This window comes from Sphingopyxis sp. BSNA05 (assembly GCF_013265645.1).
Lineage (GTDB): Bacteria > Pseudomonadota > Alphaproteobacteria > Sphingomonadales > Sphingomonadaceae > Parasphingorhabdus.
The window spans coordinates 11,521-28,946 of sequence record NZ_PYIA01000049.1 but is presented as its reverse complement, the minus strand read 5'-3'; the positions used below and the strand labels follow the sequence as shown (position 1 = coordinate 28,946).

The following is a 17,426-nucleotide window of genomic DNA, read 5'->3' as shown; positions in this document are numbered from 1 at the left end:
CGAGGTGCAGTTGCTCAACAATGACTATCGCGGCAAGGACAAGCCGACGAATGTACTCTCCTTTCCGCAAATCCAGCCTGATCTGCTCGGGGCTCTCGCCAATACCGACGATGGCGAGGCCCTTCTCGGCGATATAATCCTGGCATATGAAACCTGCCGTGACGAAGCGGCGGCGAAGAATATTGCAATGCCTACCCATGTTACACATTTGATTGTGCACGGGACGTTGCATTTGCTAGGTTATGATCACGAGACCGAGACAGATGCGACTTTGATGGAAAATTGCGAAATCAATGCATTGGCAACAATGGGAATTGCCAACCCTTATTCAGAACAAGCGTAAAGCAGGTAATCAAGAACAAGAATGACCGACGTTGAAAATGACAGTGTGACGGGTACGGCTCGCAGTAGCAGCCCATCCAAGGAAGATGACGAGCCCGGACGAATATGGCAGAGCCTGAAGGCTCTGCTATTCGGCAACAACGAAGATAACAGCCTGCGCGCGCAGATCGAAGAAGTCATCGACGATCATGAGAGCGATGCCGAGGCCGATCCCAATAACCAGCCGGACGTATCATCGCTCGAACTGGAAATGCTGCGCAACATGCTGCATTTCAGCGAGCACCGCGTCGATGATATTGCGGTACCGCGCGCTGACATGATCGCGATCGAGGAAAGCTCTCCGTTCAGCGATTTCGTCGATATATTCTCCGAGCACGGCCACAGCCGGATTCCGGTCTATCGCGACAATCTCGACAATATAGTCGGGATGATCCACATCAAGGACATATTCACGATTGTCGCCAAGGGCGGCCCCTATCCTGATGATATTACGCCCTTTCTCCGGCAGCCCCGCTTTGTCCCCGAATCGATGGGCGTTCTCGACCTGCTCGCCGAAATGCGCGCGACCCGAACCCATCTCGCGATCATTTTTGACGAATATAATGGCACCGAAGGTCTCGTTACGATCGAGGATATCGTCGAGGAAATCACAGGCGAGATCGAGGACGAACATGATGACGAGCCGGTCCCGATGCTGGTCAGGCTGGAAGACGGTGTCTGGGAAGCCGACGCCAGAGCCGAACTGGACGATGTCGGTGAGGCCGTCGATCCGGCGCTCGAAATCATCGACGAGGATGTCGACACGATCGGCGGACTGAGCTTCGTTCTGGCGGGCCATATCCCGACTGTAGGAGAAAGGCTCGAGCATCCCAGCGGCTGGATATTGGAAATCACCGAAGCCGACGATCGCCGGGTGACGAAATTGCGCCTGCACCCGCCAAAGCCGATGCTCGTCTAGTCCGTCTGGGTTTCGGCGAGCTGTTGTGCCCGCTGTCGCCAGTTTTCTGCCAGCAGCGGGCTTTCCGCCAGCATCCTGAGTTCAGCGCTGCGTCCCTTGTGCTGTCCACCGATGATCAGATCGAACAACCGGTCCAGCGGCCAGTCTGGCAGCGGACGCTCCTGCTGGACAAACAAGTCCCCTGCCTGCACCTTGCCCGTTTCCATCACCCTGAAATAGCTGCCCGACTTGCCGGTCTTGACCACGGTTTTCAAGACATCCGGCTTGCCGAAGCGATGGTTGAGCTTCCAGCAGGGTTTGCGGGCATGGCTGCACTGGATCAGCGCTTCCCCCAGACGGAAAATATCGCCAAGGCAAAGCCGGTCCTCGGTCATGCCGGTGCAACTGAAATTCTCGCCAAAGGCACCGGGCTGTTCGAGCAGATCCAGATCCGGATATTTGTCTCGCCAGAAGCCATAATGTTCCGCCGGATAGAGATGGACCGCCTTGTCGCGACCGCCATGATGAAGCGGATCGGCAACCTGGTTGCCGGCAAGTCCTTCCAAGCCCAGCATCAGCGCATCCTCGACGGGCTGCTTGGCAATGGCGCTCATCGCGCCGTCATCGCGAAATTCTTGAGGAGTGCCGATCAGCAGCTGATCGAGTCGGGTGCTTATCATATCCACTTGCTAGCCGGCCAAGTTCATATTGGCAATTTCCCAGCTATTATGCTTCAAGGCGCGAATGGAAATCAGTGACCTTCGTATCGCCCTCTACAGCGGCAATTATAATTTCGTGCGCGATGGCGCAAACCAGGCCCTCAACCGGCTGGTTGATTATCTGTTGCGTCAGGGAGCTGCAGTCCGGGTCTATTCGCCAACTACTGACACGCCGGCGTTCGAACCGACTGGTGACCTTATCAGTGTCCCGTCAGTGGCCTTCCCAGGACGTGGTGAATATCGTTTTCCGACCCGGATTTCCGGGGATGTGCGCCGGGATTTAGAACAGTTCAATCCGAATATATTGCAAATATCGAGCCCCGATCGCGTCGGGCATAAAATGGTATCCTGGGCACGGCGGCAAAATATTCCCGTACTCGCTTCCGTGCACACCCGGTTCGAAACCTATCCCCGCTATTATAATCTCGCCTTTCTGGAGCCGGTGATCGAGGCAATATTGCGCCGCCTATACCGCCGTTGCGACGCGCTGGTGGCCCCGTCGGAATCGATGGCGCAAGTGCTGCGCGACCAGCGGATGAATTACGATATCGGCATCTGGTCGCGCGGCGTTGACCGCGAGATATTCCATTCCGGACGCCGCGATCTGGAATGGCGACAGTCGCTGGGCATAGAGGACGATATTCCCGTGATCGGTTTCCTCGGGCGGCTGGTGATGGAAAAGGGTCTCGATGTCTTTTCCGACGCCATTGACGAGTTGAAACGGCGCAAGGTTGCGCACAAGGTGCTGGTGATCGGTGAAGGGCCGGCCCAGCAATGGTTCGAAGAACGCATTCCCGGTGCCATTTTGTCGGCTTCCAGCAGGGCAAGGATCTTGGCCGTGCGGTTGCCAGCATGGAGATGCTGTTCAATCCGTCGATTACCGAGACATTCGGCAATGTCACGCTCGAGGCGATGGCCTGCGGCCTGCCGGTGGTGGCGGCCAAGGCCACGGGAAGCCAGAGTCTGGTCAAGAATAACGAGTCGGGCAAACTGGTCACCCCCGGCGCGGTCCGCGAATTTGCCGATGCGCTGCAACTCTATTGCCAGAATGTCGACCTGCGTAACGCTCATGGCGCAGCCGGTGAACGGCGGGCAGAGGAATATAGCTGGGACCAGATCAACAATGCGGTCGCACAGACCTATATGCGGCTGGTCCGCCAACGGCAGGCCGGCCATGGCCCGATCCAGCAAGCGGCCGTCCGCTAGACATGCAGGGACTGTTCGACGACGATAAGGAACAACAGGGCGAAAGCGAAAGCTCGCCGGACGCGCCCCTCGCCGACCGGCTGCGGCCGCGCCAGCTTTCCGATATTGTCGGGCAGGACCATCTGGTCGGTGCCGAAGGCACGATTGGTCGAATGATCTCTGCCGGCAGGCTGTCGTCAATCATTCTCTGGGCCCCCGGGGACGGGAAAAACCAGCCTCGCACGATTGCTCGCTGATCAGACCGACCTGCATTTCAAAGCCATTTCGGCGGTTTTTCGGGTGTTGCCGAGCTGAAGAAGGTCTTTGCCGAAGCCGAAATGCGGTTCCAGTCCGGCAAGGCCACACTTCTGTTTGTTGACGAGATCCATCGGTTCAACCGATCGCAGCAGGACAGTTTCCTTCCCTATGTCGAGCGGGGCACGGTGGTCCTTGTTGGTGCCACAACCGAAAACCCGTCATTCGAACTCAACGCCGCTCTGCTGAGCCGCGCCCAGGTACTGATCCTCAACCGCCTCGACGCAATGGCCCTGGGCCAGCTTCTGCAAAAGGCGGAAAGGATCGAGGACAAGCGGCTGCCGCTGACGGACGACGCCAGAGAGGCGCTGGTTGCCAGCGCCGATGGTGACGGCCGCTTTCTGCTCAACCAGGCCGAGACACTGTTTTCGCTCGATATCAAGGACCCGCTCGACCCTCCCCAACTCGCAAAAATCCTGCATCGGCGAATGGCTGTCTATGACAAGGATCGCGAGGGCCATTATAATCTGATCTCGGCGTTGCACAAAGCCATGCGCGGATCGGACCCGCAAGCCTCGCTATATTATCTCGCGAGAATGCTGGTGGCCGGAGAGCAGCCGCTGTTTCTGCTCCGCCGGATCGTGCGTTTCGCCAGCGAGGATATCGGCATGGCCGATCCGCAGGCTCTGGTGCAGGCGCTCGCCGCGAAGCAGGCTTATGAATTTCTCGGCAGCCCGGAAGGCGAATTGGCGATTGTCCAAGCCTGCCTCTATTGCGCGACCGCGCCAAAATCCAATGCTGCCTACAAAGCTCAAAAAGCCGCCTGGAGATCAGCCAAAGATACCGGCTCGCTAGTGCCGCCACAGAATATATTGAATGCACCGACCAAGTTGATGAAGGATATCGGATATGGTGCAGGCTATAGCTATGATCATGAAAGCGATGACGGTTTTTCGGGGGACAATTATTGGCCCGAGGAAATGCAGGCGCAGAATTTTTATCAACCCGTGGATCGCGGCTTCGAGCACAAGATCCGGGAACGACTGGATTATTGGGAAAAGCTGCGTGCTCAAAAAACTCGCTAGTATCGGAATAGTCGGCGCGTTGCTTTGCACCAGTGCCTTCGCGCAGGAGGTCGAAGAACCGCGTTATGACCGGGCGCTGGCCGCCGGATACAAGGCGCAATTCCTTTGCTCCGGGCTATGGAACGGCGGCAAGCTGCTTGCGGATATCGAAGCAGACGAACTGACCGGCAGTTACGGACGGGTTGAAAATATCATAGCAACGCTGACCGCAGATATTGATGACGATACGCGCGAAGTGCGCGTTCCCTTTGCTGACGATATGGCGCCGCGCGTTGCAATCTGGAACAGCCGGAGCGGCTGCACAGCCATGCCGATCGGATATGAACCGACCGACCGGACCGTGTCGACGGAAAGGCGCAAGTATTTCGATGATCGGTCATGGCCGATGGGAGACCGAAATGCGCTGGTCAGGCCGTCGCAGCGTTCGCGGGCGGTGCAATCTGCAGCCAGGCGCGCCTTTCAGCCGGAAGTCTATGGCGGCAAGACAAGCGCTGCGCTGGTCATCAAAGATGGCCGGATACTTGCCGAGCACTATAAGGACGGCCACGATCTCCACACTGCCCAGCGCTCATGGTCTGTCGCCAAATCGATATCGGGCACGCTGATCGGCCATTCAGTGCAGCAGGGCATGGTCGATGTCACGGCATCCGCCAGCCTGCCGCAATGGCAGCAGTCCGGCGACCCGCGCAGCGCCATCACAATCGATCAGCTTATGCGTATGGCTAGCGGCTTGACCAGCGACGGCAGCGGCGCCCGAACCGACTCCATCTATCTGGGCGGCAGCAGTGTTGCAGAAAAAGCGACCAGCTGGCCGCTGCTTCACCGACCGGGCACCAGCTTCCGCTATGCCAATAATGACACATTGCTGGCGGTACTAGCCACCCGCCTCGAACATATCCGCAAGCAAAAGGATACGCCCGGCGCTCCCGGTTTCGATCCCTATAGCTTCTTTCAGAAACTGGGCATGACCCGCACTTATGCCGAGCGGGACTGGCAGGGCAATTATATCCTCTCCAGCCAGCTATGGTCCACCGCGCGGGATTTCGGACGACTGGGAATGCTGTACCTCGACAATGGCGAGTGGAATGGCGAACGCCTGCTGCCGGAGAACTGGCGGAATTATGTCACCTCCGCTTCCGGGCCGCAACCGCCCAGAGGCTTTGGCTATGGCGCTACATTCTGGCTGCTGAACAAATCCGACGGCATACCGGAAGATGCCTTCGCGGCCATCGGAAACCGGGGGCAATATCTGGTGATCATCGCTTCGCTGAATCTCGTAATCGTCCGCCGCGGCTACGATAGCGCAGACAGTCGCTTCAAGATCGAGGATTTTACCAGGGACGTAATCGAGACCCTTAACCCATGACCGCCCGTCATCTGGCAGCAGTTTGCACCGACCTGACTGGTCCTTCTTCCGTCCAGATACGGGAGCAGCAGACGGTGCCGTTGCAGAGCGGCGAGGTCCGGATCCGGGTTTATGCAGCGGGTCTCAATTTTCCCGATCTGCTGATGACGCAAGGCAAATATCAGTTCCGTCCTGATCCCCCCTTTGTTCCCGGGATGGAAGCCGCCGGCGAGGTAATAGAAGTCGCTCCGGATGTGGAGAGTTTCAGACCCGGTGACCGCGTGATGGCAGGAAGCAAGGGTGGCGCGCTGGCCGAGCAATGGGTGGTTAAAGAAACCGCTGTCTCTCCCCTGCCCGCTGCACTTTCCTTCAGCGAAGCCGCCTGCTGGCAAACCGGCGCATCCACCGCCTGGCATGCTCTGGTCGAGCGGGGTCATCTGCAATCAGGCGAGTCTGTTCTTATACTCGGCGCGAGTGGCGGCGTTGGCATGGCCGCCGTCAAAATGGCCAAGCATATCGGTGCGACGGTCATCGGCACCGGCTCGAGTGAAGCAAAGCGCGAAGCCATTCTTCAGGCCGGGGCCGATCATGTCCTGGATCCAGCAGATGACAATCTTGCGGCAAAGGTGAAAGCGCTCACGGACGGCAAAGGCGTCGACATTGTTTATGATCCGGTGGGCGGCGATCTGGCGCTGACCGCAACGCGCGCCATCGCGTGGAACGGACGCTATCTTATCATTGGCTTTGCCAGTGGCCAAATTCCGTCTTTCCCGGCCAATCATGCCTGATCAAGACCTATAGCCTGATTGGCGTCCGCGCCGGAGAAAGCCCCCGCCGCGATCCCGAGCTCGCCGAACGACAGAGTGCTGCGCTGCGGGAATTGGCAGTGCTGGGTGCAATGCGCCCGCATATCTCCCACCGTTATGCGCTGAACGACATGGCCGAGGCACTGACCGTGCTTGAACAACGCGAAGCGATTGGTCGAATAGTCATAGAGATGAATACAAGCCCTTGATCTTTACGAGTTTTTACCCGCCCATCCGGCTATCCCACGATTGATACCTGTCTATTGGCCGCCAAATATGGTAACAAGGTTTCACACGTAACAATAGACGACATAGGGGATGCTATATGGACGGTATGCGGATAGGCAATTATGCTCTGGATACAGAGCTTGCCATTGAAATAGGACAGAAGATCGGGCTAGCTCTCGTGATTCTACTTATCACCTGGTTTTGGCAAAAGCCGCCAAATGGGCCTTTGCCAAACTGGTAGACAATATCGGATTTTTGCGCCGCGATACCGGATCAGGAGCGTCTCTTGGAGAATCGCTGGGCAAGATCGCCAGCCTGTTGATTTGGCTATTCGGCCTGATCGCTGTTCTGACCGTATTTGGCATGGGCGGCGTGGTGCAGCCGATCGAAGGATTGCTCAACACCGTCATGCAGGCCTTGCCGGGAATCGTGATGGCCGTGGTGGTCTTTTTGTTGGCCTGAAGATCGCCGATATATTGCGCGACCTTGTGGTAACCGCCTTACAGACATTTGATTTTGACAAATGGGCCAATCGCGGCGGCATCGACACTGCGACCGGAAACAGCCAGATTTCTTCTACAATCGGATCGATCGTCTATGCACTGACCGTTATTTTGTCGCGATCTTCGCACTCGATATTCTTGATATCGAGTCAATTTCGGGACCGGCCAGCGAAATGCTGCGGACCATCTTCCAGGCATTGCCAGCCATTTTCTCGGCAGCGATCACTTTGGGCCTGGGTTATCTGATCAGCAAATTTGTAGTTCAGATCATCAAGGACATTCTGCCTGGCCTGGGTGTTGACCAATCGGTTGCGGCGATCGGCATATTGCCTGAGAAAACATCGCTGACGTCCATATTGGCCCGCATTGCACAGATCGGCATCATGCTCTTCTTTGCAATTGCAGCAACACGCCTGCTCGGTTTTCCTGAGCTTACCCAGATACTGGACCAGGTGCTTGAACTCGGTGGTCGTGTATTGTTCGGCGGCGTTGTGATCATGGCCGGTTTCCTGATCGCAAACCTGCTCGCTCGGGTAATGAGCACTGCCGACGAAGGCAGCATGGCGGGTACCATCATCCGCTATGCGACGATCATCCTCTTCACCTTCATGGGCCTGCAGTTCATGGGTGTCGGAGAAGAGATCGTGCAGACCGCATTTACCGCGCTGGTAATCGGCGGCGCAGCGGCGGCGGCTCTCGCCTTCGGCTGGGGTGGTCGCGATGTTGCGGGCAAGGTTCTGGAGGATCTGCGCAACAATCCGCCAAAACCCAAGGCGCCAGCAGCGCGCAAGCCTGCGGCACGCAAACCAGTCGCCAAGAAATAGCCGCTGGCCAACAGGAAATAAAATGGGGCGGGTCCGATGGACTCGCCCTTTTCTTTTGCCGGTTTGATCCGCTAAGGATCGCCGGTGCGTAGCTTTTCCCATTTTGCCTGTATCGACTGGTCGGGCGCCAGAACCGAGCGTCCGCACGGCATCGCGGTCGCCGTCATCGGTCCCGAAGGCCCCCCTGCCCTGATATCACCCGATCCGCGCTGGTCGCGGGAAGATGTTCTCGCATGGCTCCTGCGGCTTGTAGAGGATCGGAAAGATATGTTGATCGGTTTCGACCTGTCGATGGCGCTGCCCTTTCTCGATCAAGACGCCTATTTCCCGGAATGGAACGAGAGCCCCGATGATGCGAAGGCCTTGTGGCGGCAAATCGATGCTTTGTGCCGTGATGATCCCCATCTGAATGTCGCCAGTTTTCTAGACCATGGGCAGGCAAGCCGCCACTTCCGCCATGGAAAGGGCATTGTCGGCGATCTTTTTACCGGCGGTACCGGGCGCCTGCGCGTAGTCGAGCGCTACCAACGCGCCACCGGACAGGCGAACAGCGCTAGCTGCTTCAATCTGGTCGGCGCAGCACAGGTCGGAAAATCCAGCCTAACTGGCATGCGGTTGCTGCATCAACTGAATGGCGCGATTCCCGTCTGGCCATTTGATCCGGTTCCCGACAGCGGTCCCGTGATTGTAGAGATATATACAACGGTTGCTGCTCTCGCCGCTGGTCAGCCCAAAGGCCGCAGCAAAGTCCGTGATCGCGCCGGCCTCAAACAAGCGCTGGCGAAGCTGGATACGCCCGTCCCGGCGAGACTGGCCCGCTATGACGACCACAGCACCGACGCGCTGATCACCGCCGCATGGATGAAACGGGAAGCGACCAATCCCGCGCTCTGGAACCCGCCCGCAATGACCAGTGAAATCGCACAAAAAGAGGGCTGGACCTTTGGCGTGGTTTGACGCTAATAGCGCCCAGCAAATCCAGTGCATGCCGAATTAGCTCAGCTGGTAGAGCAACCGCCTTGTAAGCGGTAGGTCATCCGTTCGAGTCGGATATTCGGCACCATTCCAGCATCGACTGCGTAAACCGTGCAATTTCAATATGGAAACAATGCCGAGCGCGGCCACGAGGCATTTTGTGGCGGCTTTCCAGTCCCTTCTCCGATCTTAACAAGACCGCTATCGGCGCGGGCATTGCTCGTTGGTCATTCCCGACTAAGACGCTCGCCCGGATCAATATCGCCTGTCGTCGCCCTGTCTGACAGATTCTTACGGAAGATAGACCTGAGCAGCCACGGTTCGAGAATTCGTCCGACCAGATAAAGCGTCGCGAAAATTGCCGCCAGAATATAGGCCGGCTTGGGGGAATATTTCTTATACTTGTCTTCTTCCTTGTCTTTTTCGTCGGGCTTTTCCGGTGCAGGTGCACCCAAGGCGACGTCAATCCAGTGCAATTCTATATCCTTGTCCTCTTCGTCCGGCTTTTTCTCCTTGTCGCTTTTTCCCGATTTCTCAGCGGCTTCGGCTTTTGATTTTTCATATTCGCCAATGGCTACATTTCCCTGACCCAAGGCCAGAAACAGTAATGGTGCCAGAAAACAGGCCAGCAATGCCGGGCTGGTTACGTTATAACTCAGTACCGAACGCCCATCCAACTCGCCGACCTTCAGCGTGCCGCGGGTAAAGGTCGCCAACTTGTCTTGGGCCGCGGGATTTTTCTTTGCGAAGGTGAGTGTATCGCCTGCAATCTCGTAGCTCGTACCATTGGTCTGGAATAGCGGATCAAGCTTGTCGAAAGCAGTTGCCGGGGTCATGGGCGTTTCGAGGGGTAGCGAGCCCTTCACCCGCCAGATTCGGTCGATGAAAGGCAATTTCACTTACAATTCCTCCAGCAATTTCCGGGGCACAGGGAAGCCGTCGGCTCCGCAACGCTCAGTGGTAAATATAGCCCTTGCCGCGATAAGAACGTTCCGGGCAGGGAAAAGATGATCAACTACTCGGCCGGGATGGCGGTGGGTTGCTGGCGGCGATCGCGGATCCGGGATTTCAGGGATTTATATCCCTCGGTGAACGGGAAGACCATGGTTTCGTTGATCGGCATGCGCCTGCCGCCTTCCATGCCGAGCAACTCTGCTTCACCGTCGACACATGTGCCGAAGAGGCGGTCGAAGATGATCCAGCTGGCACCATAATTGCTGCGTGTTGCCTCATAATCCTGCGAGTGATGCACGCTGTGATGCTCGGTGGTGTTGAACAGGAACCGCCACCAACGCGGCGAGTTGAAGCGGACGTTGATATGCTGGTAAACGCCCACAGTCAGACCGATTGCACCAGCGAGCAGAAAAGCCCGAGGGATGAAATCGAAGAAACCGCCGATCCCCAGTCCGATCAGGAACAGTTCGATCGGATTGCCAACCGCACCCTTGTTGATGTTCAGTTGGGTGATGTAATGATGAGGCGCATGGGTCAGCCAGAGTGGGTACCAATTATGCATGCCGCGATGCATCCAATATTGGCCGAACTCGAAAATCAGCGAGATAAGCAGGGCCTGCACCAGCAACGGCAAATCAGTGAACCAAGACAGTTTTTCCCAGTCGAAGGAGTTCTGGATGGCTTCGATAATGACACCGTCACCGATGTAATTGTCCACCATCCTGAGCAAAGTGTAGCCGAGTCCGACATAGAAGAGGTCGGTGGCAAATTCCTTCCAGGTCAGGCGCCAGCTATCATAACGCGGGTTAACCCATTCGAGGGCCAGCAGGAACAGTTTGAAACATATCCCCATCCAGATAGCCGTCGATGCTACAGCAATGGAACTGGGTGCATAATACCAGAAGGCGAGGACGGCGAAGAGTATCGTGGGCTGGAAATATGTGAAGATGAACTGCTTGGCAGGTCCGCCTTCTACCCTGCCGATATTTTCCCATCCGACAGTGACCGGTGCATCAGCTCCAATTATTCTATTTCCTACCCGAACTCCGTTCATGCTGCCTACCTCTGTTGCCTGAGGGCCTTGGCCCAAGATTAGCGACTGCCCGAGCGCTAAACCGGCCCGGTATTGCAGTGTCTCTCCTGTGAACGATTCTTGTTTTTGGTATGAAGGCCATGGTATTGATATTATCAATTAGGTCAAGCGTAATATTTACCTCATTCTGAAGGCCGCAATTTTTCGCAGTTAACGGTCACACTGATGCTATTTCGCCTCGATATATGCCCGCCAGCCGCCAAGATCGGTAATATCCTCGGCGCCGTCGGTTGCGCGCGATTCAGCGACAAAACCCTTAACGGTGGTGCCATCGGCCAAGGTGACATTTCCGATTGCCAACGGAGCGGGTACTTCGGCTACGAAACTGCCGAAGGCCGAGACGTCGAGTTGGTAAACCTCGACCTTGATGGATGCACCATCCCCGCTATGGACCAGCGCCGGCTTTGGTGGAACGCTATCGGCGATTGCGTAAAGCCGATAGGTCGGGGCGGTTTCAAAGGAGCCGACGAATTCGGCATCACGCGAGGTCAACTGCCAGTGCAGCGGCATGTCCTTTAAGTGGGCCCCGACGACTGCAAGTTTCACGCTTTCCATTTTTCCCTCCAGGTCAAGTGCGGGCGGAGCAGGCAATTCTGCTGTCCCGCGATAGGTTTCCGCTGCATCAAGTAGCGCATGGTCGCTGTCGCTGCGCCGATCAAAGTGATTCCGAAGCCAGTCCCGTTCGAACGGTTCCCGCGGCACCGCCACTGCTGCCATGTCGAGCAGGTTCACGAAATTTGTATAGAAGCCCAAATTGCTGTTCAAAGCGATCGGCGCTGCCAGCAATTCCGCGACACGATAGGTCGTGCCGGTAGTGGGAAAGGCGAGCATGTCGACCTCGTTCCAAAGCGCGTCTGCCTGGCGTTTGAGATCGGCGAGACGGTAGATGCCATTGAACACTTCGACAGCAGTCTTTCGCAAACCGGCCTCTGTGATCTGGCGCACCGTTTCATCAATCGCATCGGGCTCGTTGGCCAATAGATCCTGAATGGCTGCTGTTCGTTCGGCAACCCACGGGCCATTATAGAGGAGACTTGCCGCTTCATTGAGCGGTGATATGTCGAGCTCGATGATATCGGCGTCGGCTGCCAGACGGGCGATTGCCTGATCGTAAAGATATTCCGACTGGCTGTCCCCGAACCAGGCGCGCTGGTCCCGGCGCGGCACGCCGATCCGCGTAGGTTGAAGCGAGACATTGGCTAGCGGCTTCGAATAGGGATCCGCCGGATCAAAGCCCGCGAGGACATCGTCCACCAGGCGCGCATCCGACAAATTGTCGGTAAACACGGTGATACAGTCGATAGTGCGGCAAGCGGGCACGAGACCCTGTGTGCTCCAGCGCCCCTTCGTCGGTTTGAAACCCACAAGATGGTTGAATGCTGCAGGCACCCTCCCCGACCCGGCGGTATCGGTTCCGAGCGCGAAGCCGACAAGCCCCGCTGCGACCGCAACGGCCGAACCCGAGCTTGATCCGCCGCTGACATAGGCCAGATTATAGGCATTCCGGGGAATGCCATAAGGGCTGCGCGTACCGACGAGACCCGTCGCAAACTGATCGAGATTTGTTTTGCCAACGCAGATGGCGCCTGCTGCAAGCAGCTGTTCGGCGACGGTTGCAGAAGCGGCGGGGGAATAGGCAAAGGCCGGACAACCTGCGGTGGTTTCAAAGCCGGCAACGTCGATGTTATCTTTAACGGCGAAGGGAACACCGGCGAGCGGCAATTGTTCTCCCGCCGCGATTCGGGCATCGACCGCGCGTGCCGCAGCAAGCAATTCGGTAGGTGCAGCGCGGCTAATCCATATTTGCGGTTGAATCTTGTCATAGGCATCAAGGCGGGCGAGGGTTTCCTGTGCCACTTTCAGCGCACTTGTCTTTCCACCCCTTATGGCTGTTGCGATCGCCGCAGGGCTTTGCCGGTCTAACCTGGTCATCAATGCCTCCTCAACGCCAGCATCGGCGCGCCGGGTTCCAGCGACTGTCGCTCGCTGATATAGAGCGCGGCAATCGTGCCGTTATCCGGACTTTCGAGCGGGCTTTCCATTTTCATGGCTTCTATCACGGCAATAACGTCCCCTGCCTTTACCTTGTCGCCTTCCGCAACCAAGAGTTTCCATACGCTTCCGCCAAAGGGCGCCTCGATCAAGTCCGTGCCCTCTGGCAGTTCGATCGCAGGGGCAGCGGGCGCGCCAAGCGCCGGGTCTTCTGTCAATTGGGTAACGCGGTCAAATTCGCCATTCTGCTGCCATTGGGCACGTTCTGCTTCGAAAGCGGACTGCCGATTCCCTTCGAAAGCTTTGATGGATTCTGCATTTTCAGCCAGAAATGCGCGATGGTCGGCGAGTCGGAATTCCGATTCCTCGACCCGGATCGAACGGCGCCCATTGGGAAAATCCCTTCGCCATTCAACCAGTTCCTCGGGGGTTACGCTGAAAAACCGGATCTGGTCAAAGAAGCGAAGCAACCACGGCTTGCCGTCAACAAAGGCATCGGTCTGGCGATATGTATTCCAAACCTGAATGGTGCGTCCGAACAGCTGGTAACCGCCCGGACCTTCCATGCCGTAAATGCACATATAGGCACCGCCAATTCCGACAACATTCGGTGGCGTCCATGTACGAGCCGGATTATATTTGGTGGTCACCAGCCGGTGCCGGGGATCGACCGGTGTCGCCACAGGCGCGCCGAGATAGACGTCGCCCAGTCCCATCACCAGATAGCTTGCATCGAAAATGATGTCCTCGACTGCATTCGCATCGGGCTGGCCATTGATGCGCTTAATAAATTCGATATTATCCGGGCACCATGCGCGTCATCCCGGACTGCAGCCATGTATTTTTCGATTGTTTCCAGCGTGGCCGGGTCCCGCCAACTGAGCGGCAGATGCACGATGCGGGAAGGCACCGTGAAGTCCTCAAGATCGCCAAGTTGATTGTCGGCTTCCATGAGCGCGGCAAGCGCACCCTGCTGGTCGAGAATCCTGTCATCGAAGTGAAGTTGCAGGGAACGGATGCCCGGCACAATATCGATCACGCCGGGCAACGCCTTCTCCTCGAGAAGCGTCATCAGGGCATGAACACGGATACGCAGTTCGATGTCCAGAACGATCGGTCCATATTCGACCAATATATTACGGTCGCCCTGCTGGCGGTACACTGTGCGAGGGCGCAACCCCTGGGCTGGTGTATCGGCGAGAAAAGGAGAAAGGTCGGATATCTCGCGCTGCGGGCCGGTCCGCGTCGGCTGTGCCGTGAGTTCCAGCGGAGCGCGGTCGGCGGCTTCGGCATCGTCCAGAGTGACCGGCACGAACCGCAGGCGGTCGCCCGGAGCAAGCTGCCCGATTTTCCACTGGTCCGCAGCAATTACCACGAACGGACAGACAAATCCGCCCAGCGACGGTCCATCAGGACCCAGAATGATCGGCATGTCGCCGGTAAAGTCGACGGCACCGATAGCATAAGGATTGTCGTGGATGTTGGACGGGTGCAAGCCCGCCTCCCCGCCATCGGCCCTCGCCCAGTGCGGCTTGGGTCCGACCAGTCGAACGCCGGTGCGGTTGCTATTATAGTGCACACGCCAATCGGCATCGAGTGTCGCCCGAATATCGTCCTCGGTGAAAAAGTCAGGAGCGCCGTGGGGGCCATATAATACCCGCAGCGTCCAGAGATTTCCGAAATCCGATAGTGCGGTAACCGGGGCGGGGACGCTGACGTCCGCTTCCGCCAGATGCAACGTGTCCCCTGCCACCAGTTTACGGGCGGCATGGCCTCCGAACTGGCCGAGTTCGAATGTGCTGCGGCTGCCGAGATAGGCAGGAATGTCGAGCCCCCCCGCGATCAGTATATAACCGCGCATGCCGCCTCCGCTGACACGGCCGAGCGCGAGTGTCTGCCCCGCCGCGATATCGAGCGGAACTCCCCGTTCAACCGGTTCTCCGTCCAGTCGGGGACTGAAATCTGCTCCGGTGATACAGATCCGTGCAGGCGCCGTGAAATACAGCGTCGGACCGGTAAAGGTGATCTCGAGCCCGGCTGTCCCTTCCGGATTGCCTAGCCGCAGGTTGCCGACCCGAAAGGAATGATCGTCCATCGGGCCAGAGGGCGGTACGCCGACGGACCAGAGACCGACGCGACCGGGCCAGTCCTGCACCGTGGTTGCCGTGCCGCCGGACACCACACGGATACTGTGTGGATTATAGACAATAGTATCAAGCAACCGCGTCGCGACCTGACCTGCCACAAACCGCTCGTCCCGCACAACGGCGCGCAACCAGCGCAAGTTGGACTCCAGTCCGTCCACACGGCTTTCGTCGAGCGCGGTGTGCATGGCCGCAATTGCCGCCTCTCGCGTATCGGCGTGAACAATAAGCTTGGCGATCATCGGGTCATACCAGGCGCTGATCGTGCTGCCCGCTGTACACCATGTCTCGGCACGCATGGACTCGGGGAAATCGATAGCGGTAATTGTCCCGGTGGTCGGGCGATAATCCAGCGCGGGGTCCTCGGCATAAAGGCGGACCTGCACCGAATGGCCCTTTGATACCGGTGGCTCGCGATCCAGGAAAGCGAAGTCGCCCGCAGCCCCCCGGATCATCCATTCGACAAGATCAATACCCATGACTTCTTCGGTGACGCCATGTTCGACCTGAAGCCGGGTATTCATTTCCAGAAAGAAAAATTCTTCGCGCTCGGCATCGAACAGAAATTCGACAGTGCCGGCGGAAAGATATCGGGCAGCTGCGCCGAGACGGACCGCAGCGCCGATTAGATCACGCCTGACATTGTCGCCGAGATCCGGCGCTGGCGATTCCTCGACGACCTTCTGGTTCCGTCTCTGCAGCGAGCAATCCCGTTCGCCGAGCGGCATGACCCGGCCGGTTCCGTCGCCGAATATCTGGACCTCGATATGGCGTGCGCGGGCGATATAGCGTTCCAGGAATACACCGGCGTCGCCAAAATTCCCCGCCCCGAGACGAGCGACGCTGTCCCAGTTCTTGCGCACAGCCGCCTCGTCCTCGCAGATATGCATGCCAATGCCACCGCCGCCAGCCGTGGCTTTAAGGATCACCGGATAGCCGATTTCATTTGCAGCGCTTGCGGCTTCGTCTTCATCTTCAAGAAGACCGGTGCCGGGCGCGAGCGGCAGGCCATGTTCGGTCGCCAGCGCACGAGCGCTGTGTTTCAGGCCGAATGTTCGCATATTTTCCGGCGTAGGGCCTATAAAAACAATGTCCGCCGCGGCGCATGCCTCTGCGAATTCGGCATTTTCCGCAAGGAAGCCATAGCCCGGGTGGATGAAGCCTGCACCGGTCTCCCGTGCGGCCTTGAGGATAGCGGCAATATCGAGATAGCTTTCGGTCGCAGCGGCAGGGCCGATGCAGACGGCAACGTCCGCCTGCGATACGTGCAGGGAGTCGGCGTCGGCTTCGGAATAGACCGCGACCGACCGCATTCCCATGCGGCGTACCGTCCGGATAATTCTAGTGGCTATTGCACCGCGATTTGCAATCAGGACCGTAGCAACGCTCATGCGGCCACGATCATCCGTACCGGGGTGGGATTGAACCCGTTGCACGGATTGTTGATTTGCGGACAGTTTGACACCACTACGGTGACGTCCATTTCAGCGCGCAGGTCGACCATCAGTCCCGGTGCAGAGATACCGTCGACGATTCCCAGCGCTCCGTCTTCCTCCACCGGCACGTTCATGAAAAAGTTGATATTGGGCACGATGTCCCGCTTGCCCCGGCCTTCGGTAAGGTTGGCCTCGAGAAAATTCTCGACGCAGGCATGCTGGCTCTTGGTATGGTGGCCATAGCGCAACGTGTTGGACTCGCAGGAGCAGGCACCGCCAATCGTGTCATGATAATCGACTGACGTGGCGAGGATCGTCATCATCGCCCTTCCCTCGTTCGACCGCAGAACGGTGCCGGTACGGAGGAACAGATTGGCCTGCGCGGCGACGGTGTCCTGCGCGCTATAGCGCTCAGCATCGTCGGCCGTCGAATAGAGCAGAAAATCCACCGCCTGATTCCCTTCCAGATCGACAATGCGAAGAGTTTGGCCCGCGGCTATGTGATAAAGCCAAGGCGCACGTGCGGGCACGATCTCGTCATGAATGATTGTACCGGAAAGACCTTCTAATCCTTGGGGGGCTGTCATGATTGGGCCTGTTTCC

Annotated in this window: 13 protein-coding genes, 1 tRNA gene and 3 pseudogenes; 11 read left to right on the top strand and 6 right to left on the bottom strand. The window is 57.7% G+C overall.

Features of this window, described 5'->3' with window-relative positions; genetic code table 11:
* Positions 1 to 343, top strand: a 343-nt coding sequence (gene ybeY / locus C8024_RS05335; protein ID WP_173203316.1) for an rRNA maturation RNase YbeY, incomplete at its 5' end; no start/stop codon positions are given.
* A gap of 21 nt (positions 344 to 364) precedes the next feature.
* Positions 365 to 1,300, top strand: a complete 936-nt coding sequence (locus C8024_RS05330) for a hemolysin family protein (protein WP_173203314.1) — start codon at positions 365 to 367, stop codon at positions 1,298 to 1,300.
* Here C8024_RS05330 and C8024_RS05325 read toward each other — a convergent pair.
* On the bottom strand, positions 1,297 to 1,959 hold the full coding sequence (locus C8024_RS05325) for an MOSC domain-containing protein (protein ID WP_173203312.1): 663 nt from the start codon (positions 1,957 to 1,959) through the stop codon (positions 1,297 to 1,299). The two genes, C8024_RS05330 and C8024_RS05325, sit on opposite strands and share 4 nt — an antisense overlap.
* Positions 1,960 to 2,023: 64 nt before the next feature.
* On the opposite strand from C8024_RS05325, the pseudogene C8024_RS05320 reads away from it, so the two are divergent.
* From C8024_RS05320 to C8024_RS05280, 9 genes and pseudogenes are all read left to right on the top strand, one after another.
* A pseudogene (locus tag C8024_RS05320) lies at positions 2,024 to 3,204 on the top strand (glycosyltransferase family 4 protein).
* A gap of 2 nt (positions 3,205 to 3,206) precedes the next feature.
* Positions 3,207 to 4,523: pseudogene (locus C8024_RS05315) on the top strand (replication-associated recombination protein A).
* Positions 4,504 to 5,889, top strand: a complete 1,386-nt coding sequence (locus C8024_RS05310) for a serine hydrolase domain-containing protein (RefSeq protein WP_367947168.1) — start codon at positions 4,504 to 4,506, stop codon at positions 5,887 to 5,889. The pseudogene C8024_RS05315 and the gene C8024_RS05310 overlap by 20 nt, the downstream one beginning before the upstream one ends.
* A complete protein-coding gene (locus C8024_RS05305; RefSeq protein ID WP_173203310.1) occupies positions 5,886 to 6,656 on the top strand; it encodes an NADPH:quinone oxidoreductase family protein in 771 nt (256 codons plus the stop codon). The genes C8024_RS05310 and C8024_RS05305 overlap by 4 nt, the downstream gene beginning before the upstream one ends.
* The gene (locus C8024_RS22970) at positions 6,584 to 6,883 is read left to right on the top strand and encodes a zinc-binding dehydrogenase (protein ID WP_367947167.1); all 300 of its coding nucleotides are present in this window, start codon (positions 6,584 to 6,586) and stop codon (positions 6,881 to 6,883) included. Before C8024_RS05305 ends, C8024_RS22970 begins: the two co-directional genes overlap by 73 nt.
* Before the next feature lie 220 nt (positions 6,884 to 7,103).
* Entirely contained in the window at positions 7,104 to 7,364 is a 261-nt protein-coding gene (locus C8024_RS05295; protein WP_173203306.1) for a hypothetical protein, read from the top strand.
* A gap of 61 nt (positions 7,365 to 7,425) precedes the next feature.
* Entirely contained in the window at positions 7,426 to 8,229 is an 804-nt protein-coding gene (locus C8024_RS05290) for a mechanosensitive ion channel (RefSeq protein ID WP_173203304.1), read from the top strand.
* Positions 8,230 to 8,313: 84 nt separating this feature from the next.
* Complete coding sequence (locus tag C8024_RS05285) at positions 8,314 to 9,186, top strand: hypothetical protein (RefSeq protein WP_173203302.1); 873 nt, start codon at positions 8,314 to 8,316, stop codon at positions 9,184 to 9,186.
* Positions 9,187 to 9,216: 30 nt separating this feature from the next.
* A tRNA-Thr gene (locus C8024_RS05280) sits at positions 9,217 to 9,292 on the top strand.
* Positions 9,293 to 9,431: 139 nt separating this feature from the next.
* Here C8024_RS05280 and C8024_RS05275 read toward each other — a convergent pair.
* The 5 genes and pseudogenes from C8024_RS05275 to C8024_RS05255 form a co-directional block, all read right to left on the bottom strand.
* Positions 9,432 to 10,103: a hypothetical protein gene (locus C8024_RS05275; RefSeq protein ID WP_173203300.1), complete on the bottom strand. Its 672-nt coding sequence runs from the start codon at positions 10,101 to 10,103 to the stop codon at positions 9,432 to 9,434.
* Positions 10,104 to 10,219: 116 nt separating this feature from the next.
* Positions 10,220 to 11,212 (bottom strand): sterol desaturase family protein, encoded by a 993-nt coding sequence (locus C8024_RS05270; protein ID WP_100094665.1) that lies wholly within the window; start codon positions 11,210 to 11,212, stop codon positions 10,220 to 10,222.
* Between the two features lie 207 nt (positions 11,213 to 11,419).
* Positions 11,420 to 13,183, bottom strand: a complete 1,764-nt coding sequence (gene atzF, locus C8024_RS05265; protein ID WP_254305592.1) for an allophanate hydrolase — start codon at positions 13,181 to 13,183, stop codon at positions 11,420 to 11,422.
* Positions 13,183 to 16,778, bottom strand: a pseudogene (uca, locus tag C8024_RS05260) (urea carboxylase). The gene atzF and the pseudogene uca overlap by 1 nt, the downstream one beginning before the upstream one ends.
* Positions 16,775 to 17,410 (bottom strand): urea amidolyase associated protein UAAP2, encoded by a 636-nt coding sequence (locus C8024_RS05255; RefSeq protein ID WP_173203298.1) that lies wholly within the window; start codon positions 17,408 to 17,410, stop codon positions 16,775 to 16,777. Before C8024_RS05255 ends, uca begins: the two are co-directional and overlap by 4 nt.
* Positions 17,411 to 17,426: the final 16 nt, after the last annotated feature.

Excerpts from the sequence above, each read along its gene's own strand:
- C8024_RS05330 (WP_173203314.1), top strand. The coding sequence starts at position 365 with ATGACCGACGTTGAAAATGACAGTGTGACGGGTACGGCTCGCAGTAGC.
- C8024_RS05325 (WP_173203312.1), bottom strand. The coding sequence starts at position 1,959 with ATGATAAGCACCCGACTCGATCAGCTGCTGATCGGCACTCCTCAAGAA.
- C8024_RS05305 (WP_173203310.1), top strand. The coding sequence starts at position 5,886 with ATGACCGCCCGTCATCTGGCAGCAGTTTGCACCGACCTGACTGGTCCT.
- C8024_RS05290 (WP_173203304.1), top strand. The coding sequence starts at position 7,426 with ATGGGCCAATCGCGGCGGCATCGACACTGCGACCGGAAACAGCCAGAT.
- C8024_RS05270 (WP_100094665.1), bottom strand. The coding sequence starts at position 11,212 with ATGAACGGAGTTCGGGTAGGAAATAGAATAATTGGAGCTGATGCACCG.
- atzF (WP_254305592.1), bottom strand. The coding sequence starts at position 13,183 with ATGACCAGGTTAGACCGGCAAAGCCCTGCGGCGATCGCAACAGCCATA.
- C8024_RS05255 (WP_173203298.1), bottom strand. The coding sequence starts at position 17,410 with ATGACAGCCCCCCAAGGATTAGAAGGTCTTTCCGGTACAATCATTCAT.